Source organism: Larsenimonas rhizosphaerae (assembly GCF_026240105.1).
In the GTDB taxonomy this organism is placed as follows: domain Bacteria; phylum Pseudomonadota; class Gammaproteobacteria; order Pseudomonadales; family Halomonadaceae; genus Larsenimonas; species Larsenimonas rhizosphaerae.
The window spans coordinates 250,401-263,189 of the sequence record NZ_JAPIVE010000001.1; the positions used below are offsets into that span (position 1 = coordinate 250,401).

The following is a 12,789-nucleotide window of genomic DNA, read 5'->3' on the forward strand; positions in this document are numbered from 1 at the left end:
AGGAAACCATTAATGACACACTGGACGTTATCCGACGATCCGCACGCAGAACGCGAAGCACAAAATTATGATAAACCGGTTCCCAGCCGGGAATACCTTTTGCAGCGCGTGACGCAGCATGAAAAACCCATCTCGGCCGACAGCATGAGCGATATGCTGGGGCTGGACGATGAAGATCAGCGTGAAGCCGTGCGCCGCCGTCTGATTGCAATGGACAGGGATGGTCAGCTCAAGAAGCAGCGTGACAATTCCTTCACGGCCATTCCGCCGGAAGAAATCGTCGAGGGCCGCATCATCGGTCATCGGGACGGTATTGGCTTTCTGGTTCGTGATGACGGTGAAAAACCGGATCTGGTCATCCCACCGCGCCAGATGCAGCGTGTCTTCCATGGCGACCTGGTTCGTGCTCGCATCAGCGGTCGCGATCGTCGCGGGCGTGCCGAAGCCACCATCATGGCCGTGTTGACTCACAATACCCAGACCCTGGTAGGTGTCTATCGTGTGCGTGGGGCAGACCTGGGCGTGCTGGTGCCGGAAAACTCTCGTATCAGTCAGGACATCATCATCCCGGCTGGTGCCGAAAACGGCGCAAGGGATGGCCAGATTGTCGAGGTTCGCCTGACTCAGCATCCTGCCGTACGGGTCAAGCCTGAAGGCGAGGTGATCGAGGTCATGGGCGAACGTATGGACCCGGGGCTTGAGATCGATATCTCCATTCGCGAGCATGACCTGCCGGCTGTCTTTCCGCCGGAGGTGCATGAGCAGATTGCTGGCCTGACCGATCAGGTACTCGACAGTGACAAGGCCAATCGTGTTGATCTGCGTGACTGGCCTCTTGTCACCATCGACGGTGAAGATGCCAAGGATTTCGATGATGCGGTCTATGCCTGGAAGACCAAATCCGGCGGTCTGAAACTGGTCGTCGCCATTGCTGACGTCTCCCACTATGTTCCTGTCGGGTCGGCGCTGGATCAGGAAGCCTGTCAGCGTGGCAACTCCGTGTATTTCCCGGGACAGGTCATCCCGATGCTGCCGGAAGTGCTGTCCAATGGGCTATGCTCGCTCAACCCGAATGTCGACCGGTTGTGCATGGTCTGTGAGATGAATATCTCGAAACAGGGTGAGATCAGCCGCTACAAGTTCTACGAGGGCGTAATGCGCTCCCATGCCCGTCTGACCTATACCCAGGTCAGCGCGATGCTGGAGGCGCCGGACAGCGAGGACGGGAAGGCCCTTCGCCAGAATCATGCATCGCTGGTCAAGCCGCTTGAACAACTGCATGAGCTTTATAAAACGCTCCGTGAGGCCCGCAGTCAGCGAGGCGCCATCGATTTTGAAACGACGGAAACCCAGATCGTTTTCAATGATGACCGCAAGATTGACCGCATCGTGCCGCGCGAGCGTAACGAGGCGCACAAGCTGATCGAGGAGTGCATGCTGGCCGCCAACGTGGCAACGGCCCGGTTCCTTGACAAGCACAAGCTGTCTGCTCTTTACCGCGTTCACAGCAGTCCGAAAACCGAGCGTCTGCAGACATTCCGTACCTTCCTGGGCGAGCTTGGTCTCACGCTTGAAGGCGGCGAAAAACCGACGCCCGGCGATTTTCAGCAGTTACGGCAACTGATACAGGATCGTCCGGATGAAGACATCATCCAGACCATCATGTTACGTACCATGAATCAGGCCACCTACACCCCGCACAACGAAGGGCACTTTGGTCTGGCCTACAAGGCCTATGCTCACTTCACCTCACCGATTCGTCGCTATCCGGATCTGCTGGTACACCGCGGGATTCGCGGTGTGATTCGCAGTGGCCAGGAAAGCAGTCACGTCGAGCGGGTTGAAGGAACGCCTGTTCAGCCGCTGGAAACCTGGTGTCCGTACGATTTCGAGCAGATGGTCGAACTGGGTGAGCACTGCTCCATGACCGAGCGCCGCGCAGATGAGGCAACTCGTGACGTACAGGACTGGCTCAAGTGCGAGTTCATGTCAGACAAGGTGGGAGATGTCTTCAATGGCACTATCGCCTCCGTGACCCAGTTTGGTCTGTTTGTTCGACTGGATGAGCACTTTGTTGAAGGGCTTGTGCATATTTCGTCACTGCCTTCCGACTACTACAACTACGAAGAAGCCCGTTATCAATTGAAGGGCGAGCGCAGTGGCCTGACGTATCGTCTGGGTGATGGCGTGGTTGTGCGTGTGGCGCGTGTGGACCTTGATGAGCGCAAGCTGGATTTCGAGCTGGCCGTGGCCGAGCCGACCTCCAGGCGCCGTAGCCGCAAGAAGTCCAGAGAGGCTGCTGCGGAGGCACCGGTGTCTGCTGCTGACAAGAAGGCCGACACCGGCAAGAAGCGAAAGTCCCGCCCCGGCAAGAAGGAGCGTGAGCGTCGCAAGAAACAACAGGGTGGCAAGAGTGAAGCCGGTGCTTCTTCTGTTGCCTCCGAGCGAAAGCGCAGTAAAAAGGATGCTCCCCGGTCGTGAAGCAGAAGCCATCCAAACCCTACAAGGGCAAGAAACCATCCCGCAGCACCGGGCACCAGCCTGAAGGGCTGGACCCCGTGTTCGGACTTCATGCCGTTCAGGCACTTCTGACAAACCAGCTTCCTGAAAAGGTATGGCTGCAGGAAGGTGAGGCCGAGCGTCGCCTTGCCGGTCTAGTTGACACGCTCCAGGAGCGGGGTGTGCCGATCGAGTTTCAGCCGCGTCAGGAGCTGGACCGGTTGGCCGGCGGGGCTTCTCATCAGGGCGTAGTGGCCTTTTGTCCGCCACTGGCCTCCGAGGGCGAATCCCGTCTTTACTGGGAAGTAGAGCAGGCCGGTAACCAGGGGCTCTGGCTGGTACTTGATGGCGTTACCGATCCCCATAACCTGGGCGCCTGTCTGCGAAGTGCCGATGCTGCCGGTGTACGTGGTGTTATTCTGCCGCGCGACAAGTCGGCACCACTGAACGGCGTGGTGCGCAAGGTGGCCTGCGGCGCCGCTGAGGTCATGCCGGTCTATCAGGTGGTCAACCTTTCCAGAACCCTGGCTAAAATGAAATCACTGGGTGTCTGGATCATCGGTACTTCCGGTGATGCTGATAAGAGCATCTTTGATGCGGACTTCAATGCGCAGGTGGCATTGGTCATGGGCTCGGAAGGGCGCGGCATGCGCCGGTTGACCAGAGAGGCCTGCGACCACCTGGTCAAGCTGCCGATGCTGGGCAGCGTCTCCAGTCTGAATGTCTCGGTGGCGACCGGCATCTGCCTGTTTGAAGCCGTGCGCCAGCAGGGCATCTCCGTTTCCTGACTTGCAAGCGTCGGGCAGTGTCTTTACACTTGTCCGGCTTTGCAAAGCCAGAGTCCCTCTTTTTTGCAGGCCTTCCGTTAACTCCTTGCTTTTCACGGCCACACGAAGGGCCGCCAAAAAGCTGTCAAACCGAAAGGAGACATCATGCGTCATTACGAAATCGTGTTTATGGTCCATCCGGATCAGAGCGAGCAGGTCCCCGCCATGATCGAGCGCTACACCAGCCTCGTGACCGAAAATGGTGGCACCGTGCATCGCCTCGAGGACTGGGGCCGTCGGCACCTGGCCTATCCGATCAACAAGATCCACAAGGCGCACTATGTTCTGATGAACATCGAGTGCACCAATGAGACGCTTGCCGAGATCGAGAACATCTTCCGTTTCAACGATGCGATCATCCGCAACATGGTCGTTCGCTGCAAGGAAGCCGTGACTGAAGCGTCCCCGATGATGAAGTCTGCTGACGACAAGGGTGCGCGTCGTCGTGACGACCGTCCGCGTGACAACGCTGACTCCGATTCCGACGCCGACGCCGATCAGTCCGAAGAAAAGACTGAAACCGCCGCCAACTGATCGATTCATCACCTCTGGAGATTCATGACATGGCACGTTTTTTCCGTCGCCGCAAGTTCTGCCGCTTTACTGCCGAAGGCATAAAGTACATTGATTATAAAGACCTCGACACACTGAAGTCCTACATCACCGAAACAGGCAAGATCGTTCCGAGCCGCATCACTGGTACGCGTGCGCGTTATCAGCGTCAGCTGGCTACTGCGATCAAGCGCTCTCGTTATCTGGCGCTGTTGCCGTACACCGATCGTCACCTGTAAGTTTCGTTTCCAATGGTTTCATTTGCACGCTGGGTCATGCGGGGGCCGCTTAACGCGACACTCGTAGCCTTTGCAGCCGGGCTGATGCCTTGGTTGTTCTGGCTTGGTGCGGCCATTTGCGCACTGGTGACCCTGCGTCGAGGGCTGGTAGCGGCATTGCCGGTATTGATCGGCGCTGCGCTGCCGCTGGGCTGGTGGTGGACGCAGGGGGACGCGGTTCCGCTGTCGACCCTGCTTCTGACTACCCTGATGGCGGTGATCCTGCGCTCGCGTTCGGCCTGGGGAGATACCCTGATCAGTGCCAGTGTCGTTACCGGGGTGCTGATCAAACTGGGGGTCTTTGTTCCTCCCAACGCTGCAGCGATCATGACCGAGCTTCGCCATAACTCGGCCGAGCTTGGCAACATGCTGGATCATTATGCTCGTCAGGGTGTCTCTGTCGAGCAGCTGTCGGGCATGGTCATGGGGTCAGTCATCGGCATGGTCGTGATGCTTGCCTCCATTGCCTGTCTTGCGCTGGCCCGTGGCTGGCAGGCCGGGCTTTACAACCCGGGCGGGCTTCGTGAGGAATTCCACGGGTTCAGACTGAGCCCTGCACAGCTCGGGCTATTGCTGGCTGTCAGCGTGGTCGGCTTTTTGATCGGCTTTCCGGCGCTGGTGCTGGTGACATGGATTCCGCTGCTGATTGCCGGTATTGCCCTCATGCACGGCATCATTGGATTGAAAGGGATGAGTGGGCTATGGCTGGTGGGGTTTTATGCCCTGTTACTGACCGCCTGGCCCGCTATTGTGATTGTGATACTGCTGGCCCTGGCCGATAGTGTGCTTAATATCAGAAGCCGCCTGGCCCGCAGTCAACATTAAAGAGGTCTACGAGATGGAAGTTATTCTGCTCGACAAGCTGGGCAAGCTCGGCGGACTGGGTGACAAGGTCACCGTCAAAGCCGGCTATGGCCGCAACTACCTGGTTCCTTATGGCCTGGCCGTACCGGCAACCAGCGATAACGTCACCATGTTCGAAGCGCGTCGTGCCGAACTCGAGCGCGAAGCGTCCGAGCGTCAGTCCACCGCTGAAGCACGTGCCGAACAGCTGTCTGAAATCGAACTGTCCCTGGTCGCCAAGGCTGGCGAAGAAGGCAAGCTGTTCGGTTCAATCGGCCCGCGTGACCTGGCTGAAGCACTGGTTCAATCCGGTATCGACGTCGCCAAGAGCGAAGTTCGCATGCCTGAAGGTCCGCTGCGTCAGACTGGCGAATATGACATTGATCTTCAGCTTCACTCTGAAGTCACTGCCAGCATTCGTGTGGTTGTGGTTGCTGAATAAGCAGCCTGCAGCATGAAAGGGGCACGGCGTTTACGCCGTGCCTTTTTTTATGTCCGGCAGGCGGGCGTCCCCGCGGGGCGCTCCGCATTTGATATGCTGCCCTCTGGTTTTTCCTTCCGTGATAGACAATGGCCATGAACGATACCGCAATGACTGATCAGGAAACCTCCGGCATCAAGGTGCCCCCCAATTCGCTTGAAGCCGAACAGTCCGTACTGGGCGGGTTAATGCTGGATAACAGTGCCTGGGATACGGTTTCCGAATTGCTGATTGCCGATGACTTCTATCGTTTCGAGCATCGCTTTATCTTCAATGCAATGACGCGACTGGCCGAGGAAAGTCGGCCTCTGGACGCAATCACCCTGTCCGAATCGCTTGAATCCCATGATCAGCTGAGCAAGGTAGGTGGCCTGTCCTATCTGGCTGAGCTGGCACGTAATACGCCGTCGGCCAGCAATATCAGAGCCTATGCCGATATCGTTCGCGAGCGTGCAACGCTTCGCAAGCTGATTCAATCTGCCAACCAGATCGCAGAAGGAGCGTTCAATCCGCAGGGCAAGACCGCCGATGAACTGGTGAATGAAGCCGAGCGGCTGGTGTTCCAGATCGCCGAATCCCGGCCCAAGTTCGGTGGGCCGATCGGCATGAGCCAGCTGCTGACTCGTGCGGTGGACCGGATAGATGAGCTGTTCAGCCTCAAGGGGACGATGACGGGCATTTCAACCGGGTTTCGCGATCTGGACGAGATGACCTCCGGTCTGCAGCCCTCGGATCTGGTGATCGTGGCCGGGCGGCCTTCCATGGGTAAAACCACCTTTGCCATGAACCTGGTCGAGCATGCGGTAGTCAGCGGTGACAAGGCCGTCGCTGTCTTCTCCATGGAAATGCCGGCGGATCAGCTGATGCTGCGCATGGTGTCATCGCTGGGTCGTATCGATCAGACCCGCGTTCGGACTGGACAGCTTGAAGACGAAGACTGGCCCAGGCTGACTTCGGCGGTCAATCTGCTGAAGGACAAGCAGTTGTATGTTGATGACACGCCTGCGCTGTCACCCAACGAGATGCGGGCCAGGGTGAGGCGGCTGGCCCGTGAAGCCGATGGCATCGGTCTGATCATGATCGATTACCTGCAGTTGATGCAGGTGCCAGGGTTGTCTGAAAACCGGACGGCCGAAATTTCTGAAATTTCCCGCTCGCTCAAGGGGCTGGCCAAGGAGTTTCAGTGCCCGGTGGTGGCACTGTCACAGCTTAACCGCTCTCTGGAGCAGCGCCCCAACAAGCGGCCGGTCATGTCGGATCTGCGTGAGTCCGGCGCGATCGAGCAGGATGCCGATGTCATTGCCTTTGTCTACCGTGATGAGGTTTACAACAAGGACAATCCGGACAACAAGGGGCTTGCCGAGCTGATTATCGGCAAGCAGCGTAATGGCCCGATCGGGACGGTGCATATGGCCTTTATAGGCAAGTATACCCGGTTCGAGGATCTGGCCCCCGGCAGTTATGGTGACTTTGCGGAATAGGCTGGCACCTCTGCCTTTAGACAATCCGCCGGGCTGATATAATGCGCGGCCTGGCACAGATGAGGAGACAACATGGCTGGTTTTAGAGGGCGCGGTCCGCGCCAACCCAAACCTGAGGCCCGAGGTACGCTTGAGCACCTGGAGCGTGAGGGCCCCTTCAAGGAATGGCTCGGCATGCCCGACCTTTACCGTTACACCCTGACGGTCAACGGTGAAACCTACAGCCATCAGGTGGAGGATACCGAGCTTGCGGTCAAGGAAGGAGATTACGTTGTCTTCCGTTACAAGGAGACCAAGGCCGGACGCTGGATCGAGCGGCGTTCGCTCGGGGTCGCCATCGACCCGGCAACGTTTAATCGAGAATGATGAAAATACACAGGGCGCTGCATTGGCAGCGCTTTTTTTTGGCCTGAATATCACTCGGTACTTGTATTGCACATGATAACGATTATCATTTTGTTTTTTTGATGATTATCGAATGGAGTCGTGTGATGTCCTCGTCGTTTTCCTGTCCCTTGAGTAGTGCCCAGGCCGGCATCTGGTACGCTCAACAAATGAGCGGGTCGCTCACGACATATACGACCGCCCAATGTGTACGCCTGACCGGTCATGTGGACGTGGCACGATTGAGGGACAGCATCTGTCGGATGATCAGCGAGGCTCCCTCATTGACAGCGCGCGTTGAACTGACCCGGGAAGGGCTTCGTCAGTCGTGGGTACCTGATCATGTCCCCTGTGTCGAGAGGGTGGATTTACAACAGGAGATTGATCCGGCAGCAGCGGCCCAACGCTGGAAGGATGCGGTACTGGCGCGGGGCATTGATCCGACTACTGGCGTGTTGTATCGCTTCGCGCTGCTTGAAGTCTCGGCGGAACGTGTGGACTGGTTCATGGCCATCCATCATCTGGCGGCCGATGCCTATGCGTATAGCTTGCTGCAGCGTCGTGCCTGCGAGTTGTATTGTGCAGCATTGTCCGGCCAGCCTTCCCCGGAGGCATGGTTTGCGCCAGTGACTTCCATGGTAGATGAGGAGATGGTCTATCAGGACAGTACTGCGTTCACGGTAGACCGAGCATACTGGACTGAACGATTCAGCGATGATCCTGACCCCGTCAGCCTGACCGATAGCACTGCCATGGCCGCTGCGCGCTCCCTTCGGCGTGAAATCCGGCTGGATAGTGCCGTGATCGACGTACTGACCCGGTGGTCACACGAACGCAGGCTGCATCCGGCAGAGGCCTTCGTGGCTGCCGTCGGGGCATATGTCAGTCGCTTTACCCGCTTGCGGGACATTACGCTCGGGTTTCCCATGATGGGCCGAATGCAGGGGGCTTCACTTCGAGTGCCCACCACCCAGGTCAATGTGCTGCCGCTGCGGCTGCCTCTCGGCCCCGAGCATACACCAACCCAGTGGGCAGAGCGGGCCCGTGGTGAGCTGTCCGGGCTGCGTCGCCATCAGCGATACCGCCATGAAGCCCTGCAGCGAGACCTTGAGCGCCGACCGGGCGCGCGCTCCCTGTTTGGCCCTCAGGTCAATGTCATGCCATTTTCATCTCCCGATTGGCCGGACTGCGACGCCAGTATTGATCATCTCGTCGCGGGACCTGAGCATGATATTTCCTTTTATCTGCACTGGGATGGAATAGCCGGGCAGGCCAAACTGGCCGTTGAAGCCAACCCGAATCGCTATACCACGGTTACCCTGAGGCGCCATCTGAAGCGACTTCTGGCCTGGGTTGATACCTTCTGTTGCCACCCGGAGACGCCGTTATTCACGCTGCCACTGTTGCTTTCCGAGGAGCGTGCCGAGCTTTCGCGCTGGAATACGACCGAACACCCTGTCGAGACGACGGATCTGGCCACGTTATTCGAGCGCCAGGCACGACTCACGCCGGAAAGTATTGCGCTGATGGATGACGCCGGGGCATGTGATTATCGAATGCTCAATGAGCAGGCCAATCAGCTGGCACACTGGCTGACGGCATCCGGGGTGCAGCCCGGTGATATTGTCGGTATCGCGGTACCTCGCTCGATATACCTTGAGGTAGCGCTGCTGGCGACCCAGAAGCTGGGGGCGGCGTTCATGCCATTATCAAGCGATTACCCGGTGGCGCGCCTTGCCTATATGATCGAACAGGCCCGGCCATCGTTGATCATCAGTGTTACATCCGAGCGGAGTCTGTTACCGGATACGGACGTTACTGTCATCATGCTCGACAGTGATGAGGGGCAGGAGACGCTGGCCCGAATGCAGCTCGACAATCCGGATGCCTCCGTGCGAGAGCCAACAGCGCTTTCCTATGTGCTGTTTACCTCCGGCTCTACCGGCAAGCCCAAGGGGGTGATGATAGAGCACCAGGCGATCGTGAATCGGCTGCTGTGGATGCAGGCCACCTATCCGCTGGATGCTACCGACCGGGTACTTCAGAAGACGCCTGCCGGATTTGATGTGTCGGTCTGGGAATTCTTCTGGCCCTTGCTGGCCGGTGCCACGCTGGTCATGGCACGTCCGGGAGGGCACAAGGACCCCTGGTATCTGGCCGAGACGATTCAGTCCCGGAAAATTACTACCCTGCACTTTGTACCTTCCATGCTGCAGGCTTTTCTTGACCAGGCACCGGTCGCTGATTGCACGACATTGCGTCGCGTCTTCTGTAGTGGCGAGGCGCTGATGACATCAAGTCAGGTGCAGCTGCACGAGGCGCTGCCACAGGTTGAGCTTCACAATCTTTATGGACCGACAGAAGCGGCCATCGACGTTTCCAGCTGGCAGTGTGACCGTGATGATCAGCGCGCCAGCCTGCCGATCGGCCGCCCCATCTGGAACACTACACTGCATGTTCTTGATGAACAGCGTGCTCAGGTACCGATTGGTGCGACGGGTGAGCTTTATATCGGCGGCATGAATCTGGCACGCGGATACCTGTACCGGGAGGATCTCACGCTGGCCCGTTTTATCACGCATCCTCTGGGCGGCGAGGGAGGGCGTCTCTATGCCACAGGCGATCTGGCACGCTGGAATGATGAAGGTGCCATAGAATATCTCGGCCGGCTCGACGGACAGGTCAAGTTGCGCGGGCAGCGTATCGAACTTGATGAGATCAGTGCGGCATTGAACAGGGTCGAGGGCGTCCAGCAGTCCGCGGTGACTGTGGTAACCAGTCATGGTGATCCGGTACTGGTAGGATATGTCGTGCCGGAACCTCACGCCGACCTGGCCTTGCAGTCACTTCGAGGCAGCCTGGCGCTGGAGTTGCCGAGTTATATGGTGCCTCAGCATTTCTGCATTCTGACAGCGCTGCCGCTGACGGATAATGGCAAGCTGGACCGTCGAGCACTGCCCATGCCAACGTTTTCCGGGGCGGAGCATTACCGGGCACCTCGCACTGAAGAGGAAAGGCTTCTTTGCGAGCTGTTCGCGGAGGTTCTGGATTGCGAGAAGGTCGGCATTGATGACAATTTCTTTGATCTTGGGGGGCACTCCCTGACGGCCGTCAGCCTGTCGGGCCTGATGCGAGAACGCATGGGGCGTGATATATCCATTGCCACGCTGTTTGAAGCACCGACGGTGGCCGGGCTGTGTACCCTGTCGGCCGCCTCGGAGCAGGATGGTCTCTCGGTCGTGCTGACGCTCAGCAACAAGCCCACCGGTACCCCGCTGTTTCTATGTCATCCTGCCGGCGGGCTGGGATGGTGCTATACCGCGCTGGCAAGGTCACTGACGACGTTCGGGCCGATACATGCCCTTCAGGCGCGTGGTCTTGCCGATGCCTCGGAAGTACTGCCCGCCACGATGGAAAGCATGGCCCGGGATTATATGGCCGAATTGAAATACCATCAGCCCGAAGGGCCCTATTACCTGGCTGGATGGTCGGTTGGCGGCATGCTGGCACATACTCTGGCCTGTCAGTTGCAGGCCGATGGGGAGGACGTGCATATGCTGGCCATGCTGGATGCCTATCCAGGCGATCAGTGGCGCCACCTTGCTCCCCCCGGTGAGCAGGATGCCCTGACCGCGCTACTGCGCATTGCTGGCATGCCTTTGCCGGAAGCCGGGGTCGGGCGTAATGAGGTAATTGCCATGCTGCGCCAGGAAGGGCATGCCCTGGGCAGTCTGTCGGCGCGGGTACTGGATGCCATGGTGGATGTGGTAATCAACAATAGCCGGCTGGTGCGTGACTCCACCCACCATGTCTTCGAGGGAGATGTATTGTTTTTCACTGCGGCAGCACCTCGGGATGAAGCCTGGCTTGACCGCCAGGGCTGGCAGCCCTACGTCACGGGTGAACTGGTGAACCTTTCCCTGCCGTGTGATCATCCGGGCATGATCAGCGACCCCGTTTCCAGACGTATTGCGCGCGAAATGGAGCGCTGGAAGGCTCGGCGTGGGGCCGACGTTGAACTGGCGCACACTTGAGCAGAGGCAGCATGACGGTACTGACGCTGGAAAGCGCCGTGGCACGGGGCTTTGCCCGGACTCCTCTGGTAGGGGCAGGAGAGGTGCACTGGTGCCCCGAAGTCATGGCTCGGTTGTTTTCATTGATCGCCTCACCGGTAATCCAGGCCTGTACTCGAACGCTGGTCATCGAGTTTGGCAGTCAGCGCCACCAGGCCATGCTTGATGATTATATTGCCGGTGGAGAGCTGGATGCCACGCGTCTGAGCCTGGTATCCGAAGACACTCTTCACGACATGCTGTGGTCGCCACTGATATACCAGCAGTTTCTGGCGCATGTGCGTGATGTAAACCTGACACTGTCTCCCGGAGCGCGCTGGCGTGTTCTTGCGGCCGAGGCGCCCTTTGACTGGTCATCGGCTACTGAAGCAACCTGGCAGTCGGCCATGGCGCGGCGTGATGCCCACTATGCTGATACGGTACGCCGTCACGTCATGGCGCAGGGCGAGACAGCGTTGTTGATTTTCGGAGCCATGCACTTGCAGAAGGGGCCGCCTGACATCGGTGAATCGGCGTCGCTGGGCCACTGGCTGGCCGATGAGTTGACAGCCATATGGCCTGCCATGGATTCCGAGGCCTTTTCGGTAGATCAATGGTTTACGTCTGATTATGATCAGGTGCTGGACCTTGCCGGGAATAAGGAGATTGGCGGTCTGCCATGGTACCGGTTCAGTCGCCGCTCAGAGGGCGAGTCCATGCTGTCGGCACATGTTGATATGCTTTGGTATCCGGGGCCGGTGTCTCGCCGGGTAGCGGTTCCTGTCGAGCGGTTATCGGATGCCGGCTGGCTGGCACGTACCAGAGCTCGCCTGGCGCGGCGAAGCCCGGCACGTCAGGCGCAATTGAACGCGTTGCTGACTCGTGAAATGCATGAGTAACTGCGGTGCGAATGAGTGGGTAAAGGGGTATAAATCGGTGCCTGTTCAAGGCATTGCCTGTCACTAAACTGTCTTAGGCTGATGACACACTCTATAGGTGTCACCCTTCATTGTCAGGAGCATTTCCATGGAACTACATCAGTTCAGGCAGGCCGTTCGATATCATGACAACCCCGAGGTTCGCGTCGTGCGCCACATGGCCGGTCAGCTGTACCAGGTAGAGCTGCAGCAGGCTCAGGGCGAAAGCAGTCTGTTGAAGAACCGCGGCAAGCCGCAACTCTTCCGCTCGCTGGACGCGGTATACAATGTGCTTCGCCATGTCGGCGTTCATCGTGCCTATCTGGTGCAGACCGTGCCGCATGATGAAGTCGTTGGTCGTCAGGCCATGTATTCCAGTCCGCTGTCCTCGCACATCCCCCTCGTCTTCTAGGTGGCCTGATCACGGGACCGGCTCTCGTGACAGGCCCTGTTTTATCCCTGCACTCCCATGGTT

11 protein-coding genes are annotated in these 12,789 nt (G+C 58.4%); all 11 read left to right on the forward strand.

Going from position 1 to position 12,789, the window contains the following annotated elements:
* Window positions 1–12: 12 nt before the first annotated feature.
* The 11 genes from rnr to OQ287_RS01200 all read left to right on the forward strand — a co-directional run bounded on the left by rnr (window position 13) and on the right by OQ287_RS01200 (window position 12,726).
* A complete protein-coding gene (gene rnr / locus OQ287_RS01150) occupies window positions 13–2,481 on the forward strand; it encodes a ribonuclease R (protein WP_265895294.1) in 2,469 nt (822 codons plus the stop codon).
* On the forward strand, window positions 2,478–3,287 hold the full coding sequence (rlmB, locus tag OQ287_RS01155) for a 23S rRNA (guanosine(2251)-2'-O)-methyltransferase RlmB (protein WP_407658212.1): 810 nt from the start codon (window positions 2,478–2,480) through the stop codon (window positions 3,285–3,287). Before rnr ends, rlmB begins: the two co-directional genes overlap by 4 nt.
* Window positions 3,288–3,431: 144 nt before the next feature.
* The gene (gene rpsF, locus OQ287_RS01160; protein WP_250936081.1) at window positions 3,432–3,860 is read left to right on the forward strand and encodes a 30S ribosomal protein S6; all 429 of its coding nucleotides are present in this window, start codon (window positions 3,432–3,434) and stop codon (window positions 3,858–3,860) included.
* A 29-nt stretch (window positions 3,861–3,889) separates the two neighbouring features.
* A complete protein-coding gene (gene rpsR, locus OQ287_RS01165) occupies window positions 3,890–4,117 on the forward strand; it encodes a 30S ribosomal protein S18 (protein WP_250936082.1) in 228 nt (75 codons plus the stop codon).
* A gap of 12 nt (window positions 4,118–4,129) precedes the next feature.
* Window positions 4,130–4,981, forward strand: coding sequence for a hypothetical protein (locus tag OQ287_RS01170; RefSeq protein ID WP_250936083.1), 852 nt, complete (start codon window positions 4,130–4,132; stop codon window positions 4,979–4,981).
* A gap of 13 nt (window positions 4,982–4,994) precedes the next feature.
* Window positions 4,995–5,441: a 50S ribosomal protein L9 gene (gene rplI / locus OQ287_RS01175; RefSeq protein WP_250936085.1), complete on the forward strand. Its 447-nt coding sequence runs from the start codon at window positions 4,995–4,997 to the stop codon at window positions 5,439–5,441.
* Window positions 5,442–5,575: 134 nt separating this feature from the next.
* A complete protein-coding gene (gene dnaB, locus OQ287_RS01180; protein WP_250936087.1) occupies window positions 5,576–6,961 on the forward strand; it encodes a replicative DNA helicase in 1,386 nt (461 codons plus the stop codon).
* Between the two features lie 72 nt (window positions 6,962–7,033).
* Window positions 7,034–7,327: a hypothetical protein gene (locus tag OQ287_RS01185; RefSeq protein WP_250936089.1), complete on the forward strand. Its 294-nt coding sequence runs from the start codon at window positions 7,034–7,036 to the stop codon at window positions 7,325–7,327.
* A 125-nt stretch (window positions 7,328–7,452) separates the two neighbouring features.
* A complete protein-coding gene (locus OQ287_RS01190; RefSeq protein ID WP_265895295.1) occupies window positions 7,453–11,379 on the forward strand; it encodes an amino acid adenylation domain-containing protein in 3,927 nt (1,308 codons plus the stop codon).
* Window positions 11,380–11,390: 11 nt separating this feature from the next.
* Window positions 11,391–12,296: a hypothetical protein gene (locus tag OQ287_RS01195; RefSeq protein ID WP_265895297.1), complete on the forward strand. Its 906-nt coding sequence runs from the start codon at window positions 11,391–11,393 to the stop codon at window positions 12,294–12,296.
* Between the two features lie 127 nt (window positions 12,297–12,423).
* Entirely contained in the window at window positions 12,424–12,726 is a 303-nt protein-coding gene (locus OQ287_RS01200; RefSeq protein WP_250936095.1) for a DUF6482 family protein, read from the forward strand.
* The last annotated feature ends 63 nt before the right edge of the window (window positions 12,727–12,789 follow it).

Bases quoted from the DNA above. Each gene is read 5' to 3' on its own strand.
- rnr (WP_265895294.1), top strand. From the start codon at position 13: ATGACACACTGGACGTTATCCGACGATCCGCACGCAGAACGCGAAGCA.
- rpsF (WP_250936081.1), top strand. From the start codon at position 3,432: ATGCGTCATTACGAAATCGTGTTTATGGTCCATCCGGATCAGAGCGAG.
- rpsR (WP_250936082.1), top strand. From the start codon at position 3,890: ATGGCACGTTTTTTCCGTCGCCGCAAGTTCTGCCGCTTTACTGCCGAA.
- OQ287_RS01170 (WP_250936083.1), top strand. From the start codon at position 4,130: ATGGTTTCATTTGCACGCTGGGTCATGCGGGGGCCGCTTAACGCGACA.
- rplI (WP_250936085.1), top strand. From the start codon at position 4,995: ATGGAAGTTATTCTGCTCGACAAGCTGGGCAAGCTCGGCGGACTGGGT.
- dnaB (WP_250936087.1), top strand. From the start codon at position 5,576: ATGAACGATACCGCAATGACTGATCAGGAAACCTCCGGCATCAAGGTG.
- OQ287_RS01185 (WP_250936089.1), top strand. From the start codon at position 7,034: ATGGCTGGTTTTAGAGGGCGCGGTCCGCGCCAACCCAAACCTGAGGCC.
- OQ287_RS01190 (WP_265895295.1), top strand. From the start codon at position 7,453: ATGTCCTCGTCGTTTTCCTGTCCCTTGAGTAGTGCCCAGGCCGGCATC.
- OQ287_RS01195 (WP_265895297.1), top strand. From the start codon at position 11,391: ATGACGGTACTGACGCTGGAAAGCGCCGTGGCACGGGGCTTTGCCCGG.
- OQ287_RS01200 (WP_250936095.1), top strand. From the start codon at position 12,424: ATGGAACTACATCAGTTCAGGCAGGCCGTTCGATATCATGACAACCCC.